Source organism: Micromonospora sp. CPCC 205539, assembly GCF_036906815.1.
GTDB lineage: Bacteria > Actinomycetota > Actinomycetes > Mycobacteriales > Micromonosporaceae > Micromonospora.
In genome coordinates this window covers 112,123-132,618 of sequence record NZ_JBAKHW010000018.1, presented here as the reverse complement: position 1 = coordinate 132,618, position 20,496 = coordinate 112,123, and the positions used below count along the sequence as shown (strand labels likewise).

Below are 20,496 nucleotides of genomic sequence, written 5' to 3'. Positions count from 1 at the left end.
GCGCGCCGATCTTGCACTTTGTGACGCTGAAATGCCCCGTTCAGCGGCATTTGTCGGGGCAGAAACTGCAAGATCGGCACGGCTGTGGCGTGGCCGGGCCGAGAGCGGGGCGGGGCAGGCGGCCGAGGTGTCAGAGGGCGATGCGGATGGCTGCGGTGAGGACCAGCTGCGCGAGGGAGGCCGGCACCAGCACCAGCCAGCAGAGGCGTTGGAGCTGGTCCTCCCGGAGCCGGGGGTACGACACCCGCAGCCAGATGATCACGAAGGCCACAGCGAAGATCTTGAGCAGGGTCCAGAGCCAGCCGAGCTGCTCGTCGGCGAACGGGCCCTGCCAGCCACCGAGGAACAGCACCGTGGTGAGCGCGGCGATCACCACGATGCCGACGTACTCGGCGAGCAGGAAGAAGGCGAAGCGCAGGCCCGTGTACTCGGTCATGTAGCCGAAGACCAGCTCCGAGTCGGCGATCGGCATGTCGAACGGGGGCCGACGGATCTCGGCCAACCCCGCGACGAAGAAGATGATCATCGCGGGGGCCTGCCAGAGCAGCCACCAGGGTTGCCAGGCCTCGACGATGCCGGAGAGGCTGAGCGTGCCCGCCGCCATCGCCACCGAGGCGGCGGCCAGCACCAACGGCAGCTCGTAGCCGAGCAGCTGGGCGGCCCCGCGCAGCCCGCCGAGCAGGCTGTACTTGTTGGCCGAAGCCCAGGCCGACATGAGCACCGCCACCACGCCGACACCGACCACGGCCAGCACGAAGAACAGGCCGATGTCGAGTGGCTGGCCGACCAGGTCGTTCGGGCCGAGCGGGATGACCAGCAGCACCAGCAGGTAGGGCACCAGGGCCACCGCCGGCGCCAACCGGAACACCGCCCGGTCCGCGTCGCGAGGGGTGACGTCCTCCTTCTGTACGAACTTGACCCCGTCCGCCACGAGCTGTGCCCAGCCGTGGAAGCCACCCGCGTACATCGGGCCGAGCCGGCCCTGCATGTGCGCCATCACCTTGTGCTCGGCCTGACCGACCAGCAACGGCAGGGTGAGGAACGCGACCAGCACGGCGCCCACCCGGAGCACCAGCTCCACCCAGAGCGGCATCAGGCCGTACCCCCGTCAGTCTGTTCGCCGCGCGCTGGCGGAGCCGGCCGCGCCGGACGCTCGCCGGTCGGTCGGGCCGGCGTGCCGCCACGCGGGCCCTCTCCCACACCGCCCGCCCCGGCCGGCGTGGGTGTCGGCCCCCACTCGCCCGGCGCCGGCACACCCGGCGGGCGGATCGGTCGACGACCACCGCCGGCCTCGGACTCGCCCGGCTCCTTGGCACCGGGCCAGGGCTTGGCCACCCGGGAGGCCAGCACGAATTCCTTACGCAGGGGATGACCCTCGAACTCCGGCGGCAGCAGCAGCGGACGCAGCTCCCCGTGACCGGTGAAACCGATGCCGAACATCTCGTGCGTCTCGCGCTCGTGCCAGGCCGCACCCGGGTAGAGCTCGACCACCGAGGCCACCGTGGGCGCGCTGCGGGGCAGCCGGGTACGCAGCAGCACGCCGTGCCGCAGCCGGGTCGACCAGAGGTGCGCCAGCACGTCGAAACCCTCGGTCAGCTCGTCGACCGCGGACAGCCAGTCGAAGAAGTCGCAGGCCAGCTCGGTGTCGTCGCGGGCGGCGCGCAGCGCGTCCGGCCAGCTGGCCGGCGGTACGTCGACGGTGGCACGGGCGTACCGCTGCCCACCGGAGACCGACGGGGTCGCCTCAACCGGCGCGAGCAGCGCGACCAGCCGAGCGCCGACCTCTTCGGGAGTCATGCCGCTGATCCTATGGCGTCCCGCTGGCACCGGTCCGGCCCGCGCCGGCCCACCGGCGGGAGCCGGCGATCTGGCGGCTTTGCCGAGCGGCGGGGCGGCCGGCGGGGAAGGATGAGGGCGTGCGCGCTGTGACTGTGACACCCGGGGTCGCCAATTCGCTACGCCTCATCGACGATCAGCCGGAGCCGGCCGCCGAAGAGGGCGCGATCCTGGTCGAGGCACTGGCCGTGGGGATCTGCGGCACCGACCACGAGATCATCTCCGGTGAGTACGGCGAGGCGCCGCCGGGTGCCGACCGTCTGGTCATCGGGCACGAGTCGCTGGGCCGGGTGCTCGAGGACCCGACCGGCACCCTCCAACCCGGTGACCTGGTGGCCGGCATCGTCCGGTACCCCGACCCGGAGCCCTGCCCCAACTGCGCGGTCGGCGAATGGGACATGTGCCGCAACGGCCTGTACACCGAGCACGGCATCAAGGCGCTGCACGGCTTCGCGCGCGACCGTTGGCGGATCCAGCCCCGGTTCGCGGTCGGGCTCGACCCGGCGCTGACCAAGGTCGGTGTGCTGCTGGAGCCGACCAGCGTGGTGGCCAAGGCCTGGGACCACATCGAGCGGATCGGGCACCGGGCCGAGTGGCAGCCGCAGACGGTCCTGGTGACCGGCGCGGGGCCGATCGGGCTGTTGGCCGCGCTGCTCGCCACTCAGCGCGGGCTCGCCGTCCACGTGCTGGACCGGGCCACCGAGGGGCCGAAGCCGGAGCTGGTCGCCGCACTCGGTGCCACGTACCACACGGTGCCGGTCAACGACCTGCCCTTCGAGCCGGACGTGGTGGTGGAGTGCACCGGCGCGCCGACGGTGGTCATCGACGTCATGTGCAAGGCGGCCCCGACCGGGATCGTCTGCCTGGCCGGGGTGTCCAGCGGTGGCCGGAGCATCGACTTCGACGCCGGAGCGCTCAACCGGGCGCTGGTGCTGGAGAACAACGTGGTGTTCGGCTCGGTGAACGCCAACCGGCGGCACTGGGACCTGGCCGCGCAGTCGCTGACCCGGGCCGACCAGGGCTGGCTCACCTCGTTGATCACGCGGCGGGTGCCGGTGGCGGGGTACGCCGAGGCGTACACCGCCGGCCCGGACGACATCAAGGTGGTGCTGGACTTCGCCTCCTGAGGGGCGGACCGCCGGTCAGATGCCGGGCAGCCGGCCGTTGCGGAACAGGTCCACGAAGAGCTGGTGGTCCTGTTGGGCGCGCACCCCGTACGCGTGCGCGAACTCCACCAGGTGGGTGACGAAGCCCGTCTCGTCGGTGTCCACCGCGGCGACGATCGCCTCCTCGGTGGAGTAGTCCACCAGATCGTGGCTGGACTCGTCGTCGGCGACCGAGTGCATCCGGGCCACCGCCCGACCGAGGTCGGCGAGCACACCGGTCAGCTCCTCCGGCTCGTTCACGTCGGCCCAGTCCAGGTCGGCCGCGTACGGGGACACTTCGGCGACCAGCTGACCGATCCCGTCCAGCTCGGTGAAGCCCAGCCACGGGTCGGCGTGCGCCTGCAGCGCCCGCTGCGACTCGGCGGTCCGGTGACCCTGGTGCTGGAAGTAGCCCCGGACGCTCGCGTCGCCGATGTGCCGTGCCACCGCCGGCACCTGCGCCTGCTTCATGTAGATGACGACGTCGTTCTCCAGGGCCTGGGTGTGCCCCTCCAACAGCAGGTTGTACGACGGCAGCCCGGCCGAGCCGATGCCCACGCCCTTGCGCAGCACCACGTCCTTGATGTGCGCCGCCACCGGCCGCAGCCGGGCCGACGCGGCGGGCAGGGTGCCCAGGTAGTCCTCGAAGGCGGCGCGGACCTTGTCCCGGGTCTCCCCGTCGACCTCGAAGACGCCGTCGCCGACCGAGAACCGCCGCTCGTAGTTGTCGATGGTGGTCTGCGCGGCGAGCAGGTCGACCCGGGTGTTGAGTCGGGCCTGTTGGAGCACCCGGCGCAGGACACCGTCGGCGTTGTCCAGGGTGATCGAGCCGATCGCGTCGTCCCCGCCGGCGGCGATCGCCCGCAGCTCGGTCAGGTACGAGCGGGCGAATCCGGCCACCAGCTCGCCGATCACCCGGTCGGAGAGCGCCTTGCCGTAGCCGAGCAGGGCCACGCTGGCCGCGAACCGCCGCAGGTCCCAGGTGAACGGCCCGACGTACGCCTCGTCGAAGTCGTTGACGTTGAACACCAACTGGCCGGAGGCGTTCATGTAGGTGCCGAAGTTCTCCGCGTGCAGGTCGCCGTGGATCCACACCCGGCCGGTTTGTTCGTCGGAGAACCGGTCGTCGGCGAAGTCGCCGAGCTGGTCGGCGTAGAACAGCGCCGCGCTGCCCCGATAGAAGGCGAACGGCGAGGCGGCCATCTTACGGAACTTACGACGGAAGGCCGCCGGGTCGATCGCCATCGACGCCCCGAACTCCTCGGTCAGCACGTCGATGATGTGGGCGGACCTCTGGTCCACGGAGTTGCTCATGATGCGCAGGCTAGCTCGACCGAACCACCTGCGGTCCCCGACTCAGCGGTCGGCGGGTGGGCGTACCGGCGGTGCGGTCAGCGAGCTGACGGTGCGTGGGGCGGCCCCGTCGCGGGGTGGGGCGTCGATGGGCGCGGCCAGCAGGTCCGGCCGGGGCACACCGCCGATGCCGGCCTGCTCGGCAGCGATCTTTTCCTGCAGGCGCAGGATGCCGTGCAGCAGCGCCTCCGGCCGGGGCGGACAGCCGGGCACGTAGACGTCGACCGGGATGAGCTGGTCGACACCCTTGGTCACGGAGTACGAGTCCCAGTAGGGGCCACCGCAGTTGGAGCAGGCACCGAACGAGATGACGTACTTCGGCTCGGGCATCTGGTCGTAGAGCCGCTTGATCGCCGGGGCCATCTTGTCGGTCACCGTGCCGGAGACCACCATGAGGTCGGCCTGCCGGGGGCCGTGGGCGAACGGGATCACGCCGAGCCGCATGAAGTCGTGCCGACCCATGCTCGTCGCGATGAACTCGATGGCGCAGCACGCCAGGCCGAAGTTGAAGACCCAGAGCGAGTAACGGCGGCCCCAGTTCAGCACGAACCGGATCGGCTCGCCGAGCACTCCCGGTAGCTGCACGAGCGCCCCCTCTCCTCAGCGACAGTGAATCACAGGCGGCCTCGACGCGGTCCGGCGGTGAGCAGGCGGTGCCCCGGCCCGGCTGTCCCGGAGCCGACAACGAATTGGCACCCGTCCACCCGCAACCTGCCAACGTATTCACTTGTGTGACCGGTGCTGGCGAACACACCGCCCGCGTCCAAACGGGGAGGACGAGTGCTTGTGACGAGAGACGTGCGGGTGGGTGGACACCCCCCGGACCCGCCGGGTACCACAGCCCTCCTGACGGCCGAACTCGTCTTCGACGACTTCTACCACGCCCACTTCCGCGGGCTGGTGGTGCAGCTCACCGCGTACACCGGTGACCGCGGGCAGGCGCAGGACCTGGTCCAGGAGGCTTTCTGCCGGGCGTACGCCCGCTGGGACCGGCTCGCCAAGTACGAGGACCCCCTGGCCTGGGTCCGTAAGGTCGCCTGGAACCTCGGCCACAACCGCTGGCGGCGGCTGCGCACCGCCCAGGCATGGCTGCTGCGGCAGCGCGAGACACACGTCGCGGAGCCGAGCCCCGACCGGGTCGCCCTCGACGCCGCGCTGGCGAAGTTGCCGCCGAAGCAGCGTCGGGCCGTGGTGCTGCACTACCTCGCCGACCTGACGATCGCGGAGATCGCCGCCGAGGAAGGGGTCGCCGAGGGGACGGTCAAGTCCTGGCTGCACCGGGGCAGGGCCGCGCTCGCCACCCAACTGCGCGACACCCACGAGGAGGTGCGGGATGTCTGAGCAGGAGACCCTTGGCCTCGCCGAGGAATTCGCCCGCTACCGCCGTACCGTGCTGGCGGAGGTCGAGGCGCCGGGACCCGCCGCCGTTCGGCGGACGGTACGAGGCCGCGGCCGACGCAAGTGGGCGGTCACCACGACGACGGCGCTGGCGCTGTTCGGCGGGTCGGCCGTCGGATTCGCGGCGATGAGCGGCGGCCCGGACCACCGGCCCGGTCCGGTCGACCCGACGCCGAGCGTGTCGGCGTCGCCGACACCGAGCCCAACCCCCAGCCCCGCCGGGACCAGCAGCAGCCCGACCCCGACCGTGCCGAACGGCCGAATCAGCCGAGCCCAACTGCTGGGCGGGCCGGTGACCCTGCCGGCATGGCGGGCCGGACGTGGCTGCGCGACGTCGGAGGTACGGCTCTCCGGCGACGCCCGGGAGGAGGTGAACTGGCTCCAGTCAGTCGACTACGGCGACATCGACGGGGACGGGGCGGTGGAGACGGTGGCGCTGGTGCAGTGCGTGCTCGGCACCGGTGGGCCGATGCAGGTGGTCGCCTTCGACCGCGACAACAAGGGAGAAGTGATCACCCTCGGCCGGGTGGTCGCGACCACCATCGACAAGCCGCAGTGGTTGTTCGCGCTCGACGTCGTGGGCGACGGCACGGTCCGCGTGCAGGTCGCTGACATCGCTCCCGGTGGCGGCTGGCCCGCCGACTGGTCCCAGCGGCAGTGGCGAAGCTACCGCTGGAAGGGCGACGCCTTCGCCCAGGTCTCCGGGCCGACCACTTTCGGTCCGAACCCGCACTCGGCGGACGTCGCGGTCACCACCACCGACCTCGTGCTCACCACGGCGGACGACGGCTCCCGAACGGGTACGGCCACGGTGCGGGTCCGCAACCGCGGCACCGGACCGGTCGCCGGCGTGGCACTGCGGCTGAACCTGCCCGCGGCGGTGCGCCCGGACGTGGATGGGTGGGCCCCATGCAGCGGCGGCCCTCAATACACCAGTCAGCCGGTGGTCTGCGACCTGGGTCGGCTGGCGGCGGGCGCGGAGGTGAAGCTGGAGCTGGACTTCCGGGTCGCCGAGGGGATCGCGCTGGGTACGGGGAAGGCCAACGTGGACGCCTGGCCGATAGACAGCGAAAAAAACCGCCTGTTGGAGCTCCATGACGCCGACAACCGGGTGCAGATGACCTACCGCTGACGATCGTGTCTCGCCGGCCGCACCGCATGCCACGGGGGCGTGCGGTGCCGTCGGCGCTCCGGTCACCGCTTGGGTGCCCCGCCCTGCTGGGGCGGGGCACCGCCGTTCAATCGTCCGAACCCCACGTGGGGCGTTGCAGCAGACCGACGAACTCGACCAGCAGCCGCTCCCGCAGCGCAGGCGGCGCGGCGTCGAGCAGCGTGTTCACCACCGCCATGCGCTCCGGCAACGGCGCGCCGTCCGGCTCGCCGCCCATGCCCAGCCCGGCGGCCAGGCCCGCGACCAGTTCCGGGGTCAGCGCGTCAGGCGTGAGGGCCCCGGCCAGTGCGGCCAGCTCCGCGGGTAACTGGACCGGACCGGCCGCCCGGGCCGCGGACACCGCGTCGGCCAGGTCCGGCCCGAACTCACCGACCCGGGGCGCCACCGACGCGGTCACCGTGAGGTGCACGCTGGCCGGCAGGCCGGCGTACGACAGCTGGGGCTGGGTGTGCCAGCCGCGCGCGGTCAGCTCGTCGACCAGCACGAACAGGTCGGGGCCGCACTCAGTGGCGGTGAAACAGACCACGGTGGACTCGGGCTCGGCCATCAGCCGCAGCCCGTCGACCCCGCGCACCGCGTCGGCCAGCCCGGCCACCGCGTCCCGGGTGCGTTCGGCCAGCGCGAGATAGCCGGCATCGCCAAGGTGCCGCAGAGTCGCGTACGCGGCGGCGATCGGACCCCCCGAGCGGGTGGACGCGATCACCGGGTTGATCATCGTGTAGCCGGGCCAGTCCGCGTACGCGAAGTACTGCGGAGCGCGCAACGCGGCGTCCCGGTGCAGCAGCACCGACACCCCCTTGGGCGCGTACGCGTACTTGTGCAGGTCCACCGAGATCGAGGTGACCCCGGGCACCGCGAAGTCGAACTCCGGCACCGGCGTACCGAGGCGACGCAGGTACGGCAGCGTCCAGCCGCCGAAGCAGGCGTCCACGTGACAGCGCACCCCGGCAGCGGCCGCCACCGCCGCGATCTCCGCGACCGGGTCCACCACCCCGTGCGCGTACGACGGCGCGGAGCAGGCCACCAACACCGTCTCGGGGCGGATCGCGGCGGCCATCGCGGCCGGGTCGGGGCGCAGCGTGTCCGGGGAGACCGGCACCACGTCCAGCGCCACCCGCAGGTAGTGCGCCGCCTTGGCGAACGCCGCGTGGGCGCTCGCCGGCACCACGATCCGAGGTGCGGTGATCTCGGGGTGGGCGTCCCGGGCGGTCTTGACCGCGAGGATCAGCGACTCGGTACCGCCGCTGGTGACACTGCCGACCACGTCCGGCGCGGTGGTGCCCGGCCCGCCACCGAGCACCCGGCCGGCGGCGCCGACCAGCGCGTTCTCCATCGCCAGGAGGGACGGGAACGCGGTCGGGTCCAGTCCGTTGACGTGCGCGCTCTCCCGGTGCGCGGCGGCGGCCAGTTCGTCCAACCCCGGCACCGCCGGGTCGTACACGTACGCGAACAGCCGCCCACCGTGGGTGGGCCGATCAGCGGCCCGCAACTCCCGGATCTCCGCCAAAACCTGTTCCGCGGGCACCCCGGCGGCCGAAAGCGCCCCAGCCCCCACCCTGTTCTCGTCGATCATGGAGTCATGGTGCCCTTCTCGTGACGGTCAACGGCTTTCGTCCCCCAGCACAACTCCATGATCGACGCGCTCGTCGCGCGTCGTGCGCCCGTCGCGCATGGCTGCGGCGAGGACGGCCGGGGTCAGGGTGTAGCGGCGGAGGAGGAGGACGGGTGGGCCCACCAGCAGGGCCGGTAGAACTGTGAAGCCCAGGAGGACGCCCAGGCGCGCGGTGCCGGACTGGGCCGCCGCCGCGCCGGTGTCCGAGGAGACGTAACCGGAGATCTGGAGCACCAGGCCGTAGATTCCCGGGCCGAGGGCCAGGCCGAAGGTCTCCCCCGCGGTCCAGAGGCCGGTGAAGACACCGGCCTGTCGTCGACCGGTACGCGCCGTGTCGTACGCGATGCAGTCCGGCAACATCGCCAGCGCGAACACCTGCTGGCCGGCGTAGCCGACGCCGAGCACCGCCACCAGCAGATAGACCGCGACCGGCGGCAGTGCCGGCGCGGCGACCAGGGCCAGCGCACCGGCCGCCAGGATCAGTGCCGCGACGACCAGCGCGGCGCGCTTGCCCAGCCGGGCGCCCACCCGACTCCAGAGCGGCATCACCAGCAGCGCGGGGCCGACGAAGCAGACAAAGAGCAGGGTCGGCCCGCCCTCGTCGTCGCGCAGGATCTGGCCAGCGAAGTAGTTGACCCCGGCGAGGATGGTCGCCACCCCGGCGGACTGCACCACGAAGCAGATCAGCAACGCCCGGAACGGTCGGTTGGCGGCCGCCACGGCGAGTTGGGCGCGCAGCGTCGGCTCGTTGCCGCTCACCACACCCGTCGGGGCGGACCGGGTGCCGAAGAACGCGCCCACGGCGCCCAGGGCGATCAGCACCGCCACGAACAAGCCCATCCACCGGTGGCCGGGCACGCCGTCGCCACCAGCCGTCACCACCAGTGGGGCGACCGCCCCGGAGACCAGGATGGCCAGCGCCAGCACGGCGATCCGCCAGGTCATCAGCCGGGTGCGTTCGGCGTAGTCGTCGGTCAACTCCGCCGGCATCGCCACGTAGGGCACCTGGAAGAAGGCGAACGCGGTGGCGGTGGCCAGGAAGGCGAGCGCCACGTACGCCGAGGCGAACGGGCCGGTGCCGAACGGCCCGGCGAAGATGGCAGCGAAGAGCACGGCGAGCGCGAGACCGGCGAACAGCAGGTAGGGCCGACGGGCACCCCAGCGCGACCGGGTGCGGTCGGAGACCCGGCCGGCGACCGGGTTGACCAGCACGTCCCACGCCTTCGGCAACAGCACGAGCAGGGCGGCCACCCCGGCCGCCACGCCCAGTGTGTCGGTCAGGTAGGGCAGCAACAGCAGACCGGGCACCGTGCCGAAGGCGCCGGTCGCCAGGGAGCCCAGTGCGTACCCGCCGTGCACCCGGCGCGGCAGGCCGGCGGGGACCGGAGCCGGATCAGCCGGCGGCGCGTTCATGGCGCCGAATGTTACTCACGTTTTGCGGGCGGTCACATCCCCTCTTCCGGTGACCAGTTGGCCGCCTTCATGTCCACACCCTCGCCGCGCAACGGCACCCCCTCCGACCGCAACCGGGCCCGCGCCTCCCGCTCGTGCCCCGGAGGCAGCCGCCCGGCGGCGTTCACCACCCGATGCCAGGGCACCGCGCTGCCGTGCCGGGCCATGATGGTGCCGACCAGCCGGGCCGAGGTGCGGCCGGAGCGCTCGGCGAGCGCGTCGGCGAGCCCGCCGTACGACATGACCCGCCCCTCCGGGATCCGCTCGACCAGGTCGAGCACCGCCTCGACGTACTCGTCAGGTGTCACAATCCGCCACCATATGGGAACGCCGCCGGGTGGTGCGGCCGTGAGCACGCAGAATGGGCGGGTGCGCGACGCAGTCACGGCGGCCCGGCGGGTCGTCGTCAAGATCGGGTCCTCCTCGTTGACCACCGCCACCGGCGGGCTGGCCGACGAGCGGGTCGACACCCTGGTCGACACCCTCGGCCGACTAGCCGCTGACGGGCGCGAGGTGGTGCTGGTCTCCTCCGGCGCGATCGCCGCCGGTCTCACCCCCCTCGGGCTGACCCGACGTCCGCGTGACCTGGCCACCCAGCAGGCCGCGGCCAGCGTCGGGCAGGGGCTACTGATCGCCCGGTACGCGAGCAGCTTCGCCCGGCACCGTCTGACCGTCGGGCAGGTGCTGCTCACCGTCGACGACGTGACCCGGCGGGCGCACTACCGCAACGCGTACCGCACCCTGCGCAAACTGCTCGACCTGCGGGCCGTACCGATCGTCAACGAGAACGACACGGTGGCCACCGACGAGATCCGGTTCGGCGACAACGACCGTCTCGCCGCCCTGGTGGCCGCGCTGGTGCACGCCGACCTGCTGGTGCTCCTCTCCGACGTGGACGCCCTCTGGACCGGCGACCCCGCCCGACCGGCCTCGACCCGCATCGCGGAGGTTCGCGGCGAGGAGGACCTCGCGGGAATCACCATCGGCGGGGCCGGCCGCTCCGGGGTCGGCACCGGCGGCATGGTGACCAAGGTCGAGGCGGCCCGGATCGCCACCGGCTTCGGTATTCCCGTGGTGCTCACCGCCGCCGACCTGGCCGGGCCGGCGCTGGCCGGCGAGCCCGTCGGCACGCTCTTCCACCCGCAGCAACGGCGCCCGGCGGCCCGGCTGTTCTGGCTGGCCCACGCCACCTCGCCCCGGGGCCGGCTGCACCTCGACCCGGGCGCGGTGGCCGCCGTCGTCGGTCGGCGCACGTCACTGCTGCCCGCGGGCATCACGGCCGTGGACGGCACGTTCACGGCCGGCGACCCCGTCGACCTGGTCGACACCGCCGGCGCGCCGGTCGCCCGAGGGCTGGTCAACTACGACGCGGTGGAGCTGCCCGGCCTGCTCGGCCGCTCCACGTCCGAACTCGCCGCGGCGCTCGGCCCGGCGTACGAACGAGAGGTCGTCCACCGCGACGACCTGGTGCTGCTGTGAGAAGGAGCAGAGGATGAGCGTCAGCGAGCAGGCCCGACGGGCCCGGGTGGCGGCGGAGACGCTGGCCGTGGCGACGCGTACGGCCAAGGACGCCGCGCTGTCCGCGATGGCCGACGCGCTGGTGGCGCGTACCCCGGAGATCCTGACCGCGAACGCGACGGACCTGGCGGCCGGTCGGGAGGCCGGGCTGAGCTCGGCCGTGCTGGACCGGCTCGCCCTCGACGCGGGCCGGGTGGCCGGCATCGCCGACGCGCTGCGCCAGATGGCCGCGTTGCCCGACCCGGTCGGTGAGGTGGTCCGCGGCTCGACGCTGCCCAACGGCCTGGAGCTGCGTCAGATCCGGGTGCCGTTCGGGGTGGTCGGCATCATCTACGAGGCACGCCCCAACGTGACCGTGGACGCGGCCGGGATCTGCCTGAAGTCCGGCAACGCGGCGCTGCTGCGCGGGTCGTCCTCGGCCGCGCACTCCAACGCGGCGTTGGTCGCGGTGCTGCGCGACGCGGTAGCCGGTGCCGGGCTGCCGGCCGACGCGGTGCAACTGCTCGACGCGAGTTCCCGCGAGTCGGTGAAGGAGCTGATGCGCGCCCGAGGGCTGGTCGACGTGCTGATCCCGCGCGGCGGCGCGTCGCTGATCCGCACCGTGGTCGAAGAGTCCACCGTGCCGGTGATCGAGACGGGGGTGGGTAACTGCCACGTCTACGTGGATGCCGCCGCGACCGTGGCGCAGGCGGTCGCGGTGACGCTGAACGCCAAGACGCAGCGTCTCTCCACCTGCAACACCGCCGAGTCGCTGCTGGTGCACGCGGGTGTCGCCGACGCCTTCCTGCCTCCGATGCTGGCCGCCTTCGCCGAGGCGGGGGTGACGGTGCACGGCGACGAGCGGGTGGCCGCGCACTCGGCCGCCGTGGTTCCGGCCACCGACGAGGACTACGCGACCGAATACCTCTCCGCGGACATCTCCGTCGCGGTGGTCGACTCGCTGGACGGGGCGGTCGCGCACATCCGGCGCTACGGCACCGGGCACACCGAGGCGATCCTCACCGACTCGGCGAGCGCGGCACGGGAGTTCGTCGCCCGGGTGGACGCGGCGGCGGTGATGGTGAACGCCTCCACCCGGTTCACCGACGGGGGCGAGTTCGGTTTCGGCGCGGAGATCGGGATCTCCACGCAGAAGCTGCACGCCCGCGGCCCAATGGGCCTCCCCGAGCTGACCAGCACAAAGTACGTGGTAACCGGAGACGGCCACGTGCGCTAGCCCCCAGCCCCGCCCCTGCCCCCCCTGCCCCCCTGCCCCCCGCGGCCCCACCCCTCGCGCGGCGATCTTGCACTTACTGCCTCGACATAAGGTGCATTCAGCGCGCTTCGGCGACAGGAACTGCAAGATCGCCGCAGAGGGCGGGGCCGGGGGCCGCAGAGGGCGGGGGCGCGGGGGCGGGGGCGCGGGGTCAGCTTGTTGGCGCGGGGCGGGCTGCGCGGATCGCGGACAGAGTGGCGTGCACGTCGAACTGGTGGCCGTCGTCGCTCTCCCAGCCGCCGTCGCTGCGCTGGGTCTCGGTCAGCCGGCGCAGCGCCCGCACCATGATCCAGTCCTGTGGGTCGACGCCGGCTCGGCGCAACGTGGCCGCCAACCACGCCACGTCCCCGGAGGACATTTTCGGCATCCGCTCGGCGAGCACCACCTGAATCCGGGCGGACTCCTGGAACATCTCCTGCCGGTGCAGCACTGCCGCGCTCAGCCAGCCGGCGGCGAGGTACGACGGCCAGCTACCGTCCGGGCGCAGCCGCGCGGCGAGCGAGTGGGCCGCCGCCTGCACGACTCCGGCGTACGCCCCACCGACCCGATGGTCGAGCGGGCCCGAGGCCCGGGCGTCCAGGCCGGCGACGGTGAGCCAGAAGCCAGCGTTGGCCGACACGAGGAACCCGGCCTCCGGATCGCCGGGCCGGGCCCACTCCGGTGCTGAGTCGGCCAGCGACGCATCCTCTTCCCAACCGCCGTCGGCCTGCTGCCGGGACGCCAGCCAGTCCAGAGCGCGGCGGGCGGCGGGACGGCCGAGCGCACCCAGGTCGTCCAGCTCGGCGAGCCGGAAGCAGGTGGCGTCGATCGAGGCGATCTCGCCGCCCCAGGTCGCCGGCCACCCGCCGTCGGACGACTGCCCCACCTCGGCCGTCTCGAGCAGCTGCTCGGGCACCGGCGTGCCGTTGCGCAGCCAGGAGAGACGGGCGCGTTCCACCGCATCCCCATGCGCCACGACGAACCCGATCGCGGCTTCCAAGTCGACCACGGCGGGAACGCTACCTGCGCAGACGCGATCCCGCCTCGGGGAATCGGCCAGCCGGTGATGGCTGCGTCGCTCTGAGCGGTTGCGTCGATTCGCCGGCGGGCCGGGGCGGCGGACGACCGCCCCGGCCCCCTCGGTCAGTACGCGGGCAGCGCGGGGTCGATCTGCTTGATCCAGGAGAGCACGCCACCCTGCACGTGCACGGCGTCGCGGAAACCGGCCGCCTTGAGCGCGGCGAGCGCCTCCGCCGAGCGGACGCCGGACTTGCAGTGCAGCACGATCTGCCGGTCCTGCGGCAGCTTCGCCAACGCCTCGCCGGAGATGATGTCGCCCTTGGGGATCAGGGTCGAACCGGGGATCCGGACGATCTCGTACTCGGCCGGCTCCCGGACGTCGACGAGGAAGATGTCCTTGCCGGCGTCCTGCCAGTCCTTCAGCTCCCGAGCGGTGATGGTCGCGTCGACCACCGCCTCCTGGGCCTCCTCGGAGACCGCGCCGCAGAAGTCCTCGTAGTCTTCCAGCAGGTCGGTGACCGTCGGATTGTCGCCGCAGAGCACGCAGTTCGGGTCCTTGCGCACCCTGATCTTGCGGTATTCCATCTCCAGGGCGTCGTAGACCATCAGCCGGCCGACCAGCGGCTCACCGATGCCGGTCAGCAGCTTGATGGCCTCGTTGACCTGGATCGACCCGATCGACGCGCAGAGCACACCGAGCACGCCACCCTCGGCGCAGGACGGGACCATGCCGGGCGGCGGCGGCTCGGGATAGAGGCAGCGGTAGCAGGGGCCGTGTTCGGCCCAGAACACCGATGCCTGGCCGTCGAAGCGGTAGATCGAACCCCAGACGTACGGCTTGCCGAGCAGCACCGCGGCGTCGTTGACCATGTACCGGGTGGCGAAGTTGTCGGTGCCGTCGACGATCAGGTCGTACTGGGCGAAGATCTCGCGGACGTTCTCGCGGTCCAGCGCGGTGTTGTGGATCTCCACGTTGACCAGCGGGTTGATCTCGCGGATCGACGCGGCGGCGGACTCCGCCTTGGACCGGCCGATGTCGGAGACACCGTGAATGATCTGACGCTGCAGGTTGGACTCGTCGACGGTGTCGAAGTCGATGATGCCGAGCGTGCCGACCCCGGCAGCGGCGAGGTACATCAGAGCGGGCGAGCCGAGGCCACCGGCACCGACACACAGCACCCGGGCGTTCTTCAGCCGCTTCTGCCCGGCCACCCCGACGTCCGGAATGATCAGGTGGCGGGAGTAGCGACGGATCTCGTCAACGGTCAGCTCGGCGGCGGGCTCGACGAGCGGGGGCAACGACACGGTGGACTCCCCGGGATCGGCGGTGTGAACCGCGCCATTGTTGCTCGCCGGGGACCCGCTCGGCCATGAGGGAGGACACGTGGCCCGCGATTCGGGAGCGGGAATATCCGACGTCCCGGTCGATCAGGGGACGATGTCCCCCGCGTAGCGACGGCCCTCGAGGTACGGCCAGGCGTTGGCGACGCAGCCCTGAAGGCCGTACGTCTGCTGCTGCATGACCGGGGCGAACTCCCCGAGGCCGGGGCACGCCTCGTGCTCCTCGCCGAACTCGTGGCCCACCTCGTGGTTGATCACGTAGGTCCGGTAGGTGTCCAGAGGCGCACCGTAGTCGGGGACCGCCTCCATCCAGCGGGCCAGGTTGATGATGACCTGGCCCGGCAGCCGGCACGAGGTGTAGCGCTCGGTGGTCAGCCCGCCCTCGGCGCACATCCGCTCGGAGGTGACCGGAGTGGCCAGGTAGATGGTGAAGTCCGCAGCACCGGCGTCGGCCACCCGCTGCACCCGCAGCTCACCGGAGGCGATCCAGCTGCGGCGGTCGGTCAGCACGCCGTCCACCGCGCCGGCGAAGGCGTCGACGTCCTGGCCGGTGCCGCGCTCGACCACGACCCGGTAGCGGTGTAGCGGGCCGTCCTCGCCGTACACCGAGGTCTGGCCGTCGGCCACGGTGAAGCGTCCCGCGCCCACCGACGGGTAGCTGGTCGGCGCCGGGTGGGCGCCTGCCCCGCCGCCATGGCCCATCTGGCCCTGCGTGGTGGCGGGCGCCTCGGCGGCCGGCGGTTCGCCACCCCGGGTCAGCGTCACTCCGATGGCGGCGGCGAGCAGGAGCAGGCCGAGCAGGAGGCTGCGGCGTCGGCGCCGATGCATCCGGAGCAGAGTCGACCGTCCGTCCGGGGCCTGGGCCGCCGGCCGGCCGGGCGCGCCGGGCGGCTCGGGCGGGCCGTAAGGGGACGACGGCGTCATGACGCTCAGCCTGCCAGATTAATCGGGCATTTCATCGCTTTTACCGTGATTGCCGCGTGACGCCTGATGGGGAAACTTTCAGAGGGCGGGACCGGCGTAGCGGCGGCCCTCGAGGTACGGCCACGGATTGATCCGGCACCCGTTGAGAAAGAGGGTCTGCTGCATCATCACCGGTGCCGGCCGACCGGCACCGGGGCAGCGCTCGTGTCGGTGCCCGAGCTGGTGGCCCACCTCGTGGTTGACCACGTACGTCCGGTAGACCGACAGTGGCACGCCGGCCCGGACGTAGTGCGGCACGGACAGCCGCCACCGGTCCAGGTTGATGATCACCTTCCCGGGCGCGCGGCACGAGGTGTACGGCCGACCACCGACCCGGATGTTCACCCCACCCTCGGCACACATCCGACCCGCCGTACGGGCGGTGGCCAGGTAGACGGTGAAGTCCCGGGGCGAGCCCTCGGGCACCTGCCGCAACCGCAGCCGGCCGCTGTCCACCCAGCTGCCCGGCCCGGCGAGCGCCGCCTCGACCACCTGCCCGAACGCGGCCACGTCCTCGCCGCTGCCCGACTCGACGGCCACCCGGTAGCGCCGCAGCACACCCGCGCCGCCCAGCACCGGGCCGCTGCGGTTGTCGTAGCCGAACACACCGGTGCCGGCGGTCGGCACCGGCCCGGGCAGGTGTGACACCGACGGCGGGCTCGGCGGGGCGGTGGCCGACCCGGCCGGCGAAGGGCCGCCCGACGGCGGCGTCGGCGCGACCAGGGACGATGGGGCGACGGCCGGTAGCGACGTGGTCATCGTCGGCGGCGCGGCCAGCGGCGGCGCAGTGGCGGCTGACGGCGGAGTGATCTCCTCGGCGGCCAGCCGGCCGGCGCTGGGGTGCCCGCCGGGCCCTTCGGCGATCACGGTCACCGCCGTGCCGACGGCCAACACCACCGCCACCAGTTGGGCGGTCCGTGGAAAACGTCGCGAACGGTGAGCTGGGCGGCGGGCGGAGATGGGCATCCGGATCAGCCTGCCAGATCAGGCCGCCGGAGGGTCTCCTCCGTTTCGGCGAGTAGGCCGACCACCGCCCGAGCTACCAGCCGGGGCACCTCCAACTGCGCCACGTGGCCGACACCGTCGAGCATCAGCAGCCGGCTGTCCGGAATGGCCTGCGCGGTCTGCGGCGCGACCCGGACGTCGACCAACCGATCCTGCCGGCCGCCCACCACCAGGGTGGGCGCGCGCACCGCCCCGGCGAGCCGCCACAGCGAGCCCGGCCCCGGCAGGTACGACCGCAGGAAGCTGGAGACCAGCCCACGGAACGTCCGGACGTACGCGGCAGCGTAGTGGGTCGCCTCGTACCGCACCCGGATCTCCTCCAGCGCCTCCTGCTGCCGCTGCGCGCAGATCCGGCTCAGGTCGGCGACGCAGGCCGCGAGCACCTCCTGGGCCATCACCTCCGGGGCGAGCTGGGTGAGCCGCCAGGCGACCAGCCGTTCACCCCCGGGGATCGCCAGCAGCGGCAGCATCCGACCCTGCAACGAGCGCCGGAAATCCAGAAACGGCAACGCTGGCGAGATCAGCGTGAGCGTACGGACCAGGTCGGGCCGGAGCCCGGCCACGTGAACAGCGATCGCGCCGCCCAGCGAGTTGCCGAACAGGTGCACCGGCCCCCGCCCGGAGTGCTCGATCCACCGGATGGTCCGCTGCGCGAAGGCCGGAATCGTGTACCGGGGGCCCGGCTCACTGTGGCCGAACCCGGGCAGGTCGATGGCCTGGCCGTCCAGCCGGTCGGCGAGCAGGCCAGCCAGGTCGGTCCAGTTCTGCGACGAGCCGCCGAGCCCGTGCACGTACAGCGCCGGCTCCGCGTCGGCCGCGGTGCTCGGGGTGTCCCGCACGTACGTGACCGAGCCGTCGAGGCGGACCGCCCGACCCGGCCACGGCGGCGGGACCCGGTGCTCGGGGAGGAGGTCGTCCGGCCAGAGGGTGGCGCGTTTCATTCCCCCAGTCTGCCCCGGACCACTCAGGACAGCAGCGCCTCCAGCCGACGGTTGACCGCCGCGAGCGTCGCCCGCACCACCGCCTGCCGCGGGTCACCGGCGACCAGGGCCGAGCCGGCGAGCTGCTCGACCCACCCGTCACAGACCAGCAGCACCACCACGGTGGCCACCTCGCAGTTACCGAACGGCACCACCGCGGCGTGCTCGACGAAACAGCGCCCCCGCTCGGCGTTCTCGGCGCTGCGCAGCAACTCGTCCACCGCGGCGGCGGCGGCCACCGCGCAGAGCCGCAGCACGTAGCCGTCCACCGCCGGCCCGGTGGCGTAACCGGACGCACTCTCGTCACCGGCCAGCAGCCGGACCTCCACGTTGGCGTCCAGGCCGAAGGTGCTGACCTGCACGTGGTCGATGACCACCCGCGGCCCCGGTGTGCCGCCGGTGTCCAGCGGGCGGGACGGCGCCGACTCCGTCGTGGTCACCTGACCACCGGAGTACGACGTACCGACCGTCGCGGGGCTGCCGGTGGCCATACCGGCGGGCGCGGCCGAGACCGATCCCGGCTCCTCCACGGCGGCGCGGCCCCGGTGCGGGGCGGCGTTCGGCCGACGTCGGCGCGTGCCGTCCGACTGCTCGGGGGCAGCCGGCGTTGCCTCGACCCGACCGCCCAACGGCGACTCGGTGGCCCGCACCTCACCGGTACGCGGATCCGCACCGGTGTCACGCGGCTCGGTGCCCCGGGGCTCCGAGGAGCGCCGGTCTGCTGCCCGGCGGCGGACTGGTGGCGGGGCCGGTGTGGTGGGCAGGCCGGGCACGTTCTGCGGGGCTGCGGCCAGTCCCATCCGTTCCTGGAGCAGCCGGGCCACGTGTCGGCTCACCTCGGCCGGGTCGGCGCCGTCGGCCAGGTCGAGTCGGAGGCTGTGCGCCCCCGCCGGGGTCCGGCGCAGCGCCGCATCGCGGACGCCGGCCACCTCCCGGACGGCGTCCAGGATGGCGTTGACGTCGAACCCCTCGGGGCGTTCCCGCAGCGGTGCGGGCTCATCCTCGCGCCGCAGGTGAGTGGCGATGCGAGCGAGTTCCGGGGTTTCCGCGGGTGGCTCCACGGCCGGCGGCTCCGGCACGACGGGCACGTCCGGTTCCGCGGGAACACGCTGCGGCAGCACCGCCGACGGGAGTTCCGCTCGCGGGTCGGTGCCGGCCGAGTCGGGGGCGGATCGGCGAGCCGCATAGGGGGGCGCGTTCGTCGGGGCGGGCACGGCAGGAGGCAGGTCCCGGCCCTCGGACCCGCTCGTGCCGGAAGCGGGAGCGGCCGTCGCCGCGTCGCCGGGGGCCGCGCGGGGCGGCTCGGCCGGGGACGGGCCGGACGAATCAGCGCTCGCCGGCCGGAGCCGGAACGGTTTGACCGACCGGGCCTCGGGCTGGAGCGAGCCCGAGGGCTCATTCGTCTCACTCGCACGAGGCGGGTTGGCCGCACGGCTACCCGGCCAGGACGGGCGCTCGACCGACGCCGGAGGGATGCGTCCCTCGGACCAGTCGGGCCGGGCCGCCCGAGCAGCGTTCGGCGGTGTCAACGGCGACCCACCGACCCAGGAGGGCCGCTCCGCCGTCAGCGCCGGACCGGCCGGTGCCGGTGGCGGATCAGGAGGCGTGTCGGCCGGCCCTGGAGCAGCCCACGTCGGTGCGTCGGCCGGGAGCGCGCTGGGCGGGCCGCTCACCGGGCCGCCAGCAGCGGACGGGCGGGACGACGGACCACTGCTCGGCACCGGGTCCGGGCCACCGGCCCAGGACGGGCGGGACGGCGGAGCATCGGCCGGCACCGGGTCCGGGCCACCGGCCCACGACGGCCGGGACGGCGGAGCATCGGCCGGCACCGGGTCCGGGCCACCGGCCCACGACGGCCGGGACGGCGGAGCATCGGCCGGCACCGGGTCCGGGCCACCGGCCCACGACGGCCGGGACGGCGGGCCGCTGGTCGGCGCCGGATCCGCACCGCCGGCCCAGGACGGCTGGGATGGCGGGCCGCTGGTCGGTGCCGGATCCGCACCGCCGGCCCAGGACGGCCGGGCGCTGGCGGGCACCGGATCTGAGCCACCGGCCCACGACGGCCGGGACGGTGGAGCACTGGTCGGCGCCGGGCCCGCCCAGGACGGACGGGACGGCGGAGCGCTGGCGGGCGCCGGGGTCGGGCCACCGGCCCACGAGGGGCGGTCGGGGCGGTCGTCGTTGGTCCGCGCGGAGCCGGCCCAGGACGGACGGTCGGCCGGTGGGCCGCTGGTCGGGGCGGGACCGCCAGCCCAGGACGGACGGTCGGCGGCCGGCGTGCTCGACGGGACGGGCGGTCCGCTGGTCGGGGCCGGGTCCGAACCGCCGACCCCGGACGCCCGATCGGCCGACGAGGCGCCGGCCGACGCCGGACCGGCCCAGGACGGGCGCTCCGCGGGCGACTCGGGTGCCGGCCCGCCGGCCCAGGAGGGTCGTTCCGCCGCAGGGTCGGGCACGGGCGACTCCGA

General features: G+C 73.3%; 17 protein-coding genes and 1 pseudogene. 5 read left to right on the top strand and 13 right to left on the bottom strand.

What is annotated here, in order from left to right; genetic code table 11:
- Window positions 1-130 precede the first annotated feature (130 nt).
- Complete coding sequence (locus tag V6V47_RS17890) at window positions 131-1,093, bottom strand: complex I subunit 1/NuoH family protein (RefSeq protein ID WP_334629392.1); 963 nt, start codon at window positions 1,091-1,093, stop codon at window positions 131-133.
- Complete coding sequence (locus V6V47_RS17885) at window positions 1,093-1,797, bottom strand: NADH-quinone oxidoreductase subunit C (RefSeq protein ID WP_334629391.1); 705 nt, start codon at window positions 1,795-1,797, stop codon at window positions 1,093-1,095. Before V6V47_RS17885 ends, V6V47_RS17890 begins: the two co-directional genes overlap by 1 nt.
- 119 nt (window positions 1,798-1,916) lie before the next feature.
- On the opposite strand from V6V47_RS17885, the gene V6V47_RS17880 reads away from it, so the two are divergent.
- Window positions 1,917-2,963 (top strand): glucose 1-dehydrogenase, encoded by a 1,047-nt coding sequence (locus tag V6V47_RS17880; protein WP_334629390.1) that lies wholly within the window; start codon window positions 1,917-1,919, stop codon window positions 2,961-2,963.
- Window positions 2,964-2,978: 15 nt separating this feature from the next.
- Here the strand turns inward: V6V47_RS17880 and V6V47_RS17875 are convergent, their stop codons facing one another.
- Both V6V47_RS17875 and V6V47_RS17870 read right to left on the bottom strand, forming a co-directional pair.
- On the bottom strand, window positions 2,979-4,295 hold the full coding sequence (locus V6V47_RS17875; protein WP_334629389.1) for a DUF2252 domain-containing protein: 1,317 nt from the start codon (window positions 4,293-4,295) through the stop codon (window positions 2,979-2,981).
- Between the two features lie 42 nt (window positions 4,296-4,337).
- Window positions 4,338-4,919 (bottom strand): NADH-quinone oxidoreductase subunit B, encoded by a 582-nt coding sequence (locus V6V47_RS17870; RefSeq protein WP_334629388.1) that lies wholly within the window; start codon window positions 4,917-4,919, stop codon window positions 4,338-4,340.
- A 195-nt stretch (window positions 4,920-5,114) separates the two neighbouring features.
- Between V6V47_RS17870 and V6V47_RS17865 the strand changes: the two genes are divergently transcribed.
- Entirely contained in the window at window positions 5,115-5,675 is a 561-nt protein-coding gene (locus tag V6V47_RS17865; protein WP_442934256.1) for a SigE family RNA polymerase sigma factor, read from the top strand.
- Window positions 5,668-6,864: a hypothetical protein gene (locus V6V47_RS17860; RefSeq protein ID WP_334629387.1), complete on the top strand. Its 1,197-nt coding sequence runs from the start codon at window positions 5,668-5,670 to the stop codon at window positions 6,862-6,864. The genes V6V47_RS17865 and V6V47_RS17860 overlap by 8 nt, the downstream gene beginning before the upstream one ends.
- A gap of 106 nt (window positions 6,865-6,970) precedes the next feature.
- Here V6V47_RS17860 and V6V47_RS17855 read toward each other — a convergent pair whose 3' ends face one another.
- Genes V6V47_RS17855 through V6V47_RS17845 form a run of 3 tightly spaced genes read right to left on the bottom strand, consistent with a single transcriptional unit; the run spans window position 6,971 to window position 10,275 of the window.
- Entirely contained in the window at window positions 6,971-8,476 is a 1,506-nt protein-coding gene (locus tag V6V47_RS17855) for a pyridoxal phosphate-dependent decarboxylase family protein (protein WP_334629386.1), read from the bottom strand.
- A gap of 27 nt (window positions 8,477-8,503) precedes the next feature.
- Entirely contained in the window at window positions 8,504-9,928 is a 1,425-nt protein-coding gene (locus V6V47_RS17850) for an MFS transporter (protein ID WP_334629385.1), read from the bottom strand.
- 32 nt (window positions 9,929-9,960) lie between these two features.
- Entirely contained in the window at window positions 9,961-10,275 is a 315-nt protein-coding gene (locus V6V47_RS17845; protein ID WP_334629384.1) for an MGMT family protein, read from the bottom strand.
- Between the two features lie 13 nt (window positions 10,276-10,288).
- Here V6V47_RS17845 and proB point away from each other — a divergent pair, with 13 nt between their 5' ends.
- The gene (gene proB / locus V6V47_RS17840) at window positions 10,289-11,446 is read left to right on the top strand and encodes a glutamate 5-kinase (protein WP_334629383.1); all 1,158 of its coding nucleotides are present in this window, start codon (window positions 10,289-10,291) and stop codon (window positions 11,444-11,446) included.
- Window positions 11,447-11,459: 13 nt separating this feature from the next.
- Window positions 11,460-12,701 carry a glutamate-5-semialdehyde dehydrogenase gene (locus tag V6V47_RS17835; RefSeq protein ID WP_334629382.1) on the top strand — a complete coding sequence of 414 codons (1,242 nt, stop codon included), beginning with the start codon at window positions 11,460-11,462 and terminating at the stop codon, window positions 12,699-12,701.
- Between the two features lie 190 nt (window positions 12,702-12,891).
- Here the strand turns inward: V6V47_RS17835 and V6V47_RS17830 are convergent, their stop codons facing one another.
- The 6 genes and pseudogenes from V6V47_RS17830 to V6V47_RS17805 form a co-directional block, all read right to left on the bottom strand.
- Complete coding sequence (locus tag V6V47_RS17830; RefSeq protein ID WP_334629381.1) at window positions 12,892-13,728, bottom strand: prenyltransferase/squalene oxidase repeat-containing protein; 837 nt, start codon at window positions 13,726-13,728, stop codon at window positions 12,892-12,894.
- Window positions 13,729-13,862: 134 nt separating this feature from the next.
- The gene (gene moeZ, locus V6V47_RS17825) at window positions 13,863-15,044 is read right to left on the bottom strand and encodes an adenylyltransferase/sulfurtransferase MoeZ (RefSeq protein WP_442934255.1); all 1,182 of its coding nucleotides are present in this window, start codon (window positions 15,042-15,044) and stop codon (window positions 13,863-13,865) included.
- Window positions 15,045-15,167: 123 nt separating this feature from the next.
- Complete coding sequence (locus tag V6V47_RS17820) at window positions 15,168-16,004, bottom strand: DUF3152 domain-containing protein (RefSeq protein ID WP_334629380.1); 837 nt, start codon at window positions 16,002-16,004, stop codon at window positions 15,168-15,170.
- A 78-nt stretch (window positions 16,005-16,082) separates the two neighbouring features.
- Complete coding sequence (locus V6V47_RS17815) at window positions 16,083-17,009, bottom strand: DUF3152 domain-containing protein (RefSeq protein ID WP_334629379.1); 927 nt, start codon at window positions 17,007-17,009, stop codon at window positions 16,083-16,085.
- 5 nt (window positions 17,010-17,014) lie between these two features.
- Window positions 17,015-17,989, bottom strand: a complete 975-nt coding sequence (locus V6V47_RS17810) for an alpha/beta fold hydrolase (protein ID WP_334629378.1) — start codon at window positions 17,987-17,989, stop codon at window positions 17,015-17,017.
- A gap of 23 nt (window positions 17,990-18,012) precedes the next feature.
- A pseudogene (locus tag V6V47_RS17805) lies at window positions 18,013-19,644 on the bottom strand (hypothetical protein); the annotation flags it as partial.
- Window positions 19,645-20,496: the final 852 nt, after the last annotated feature.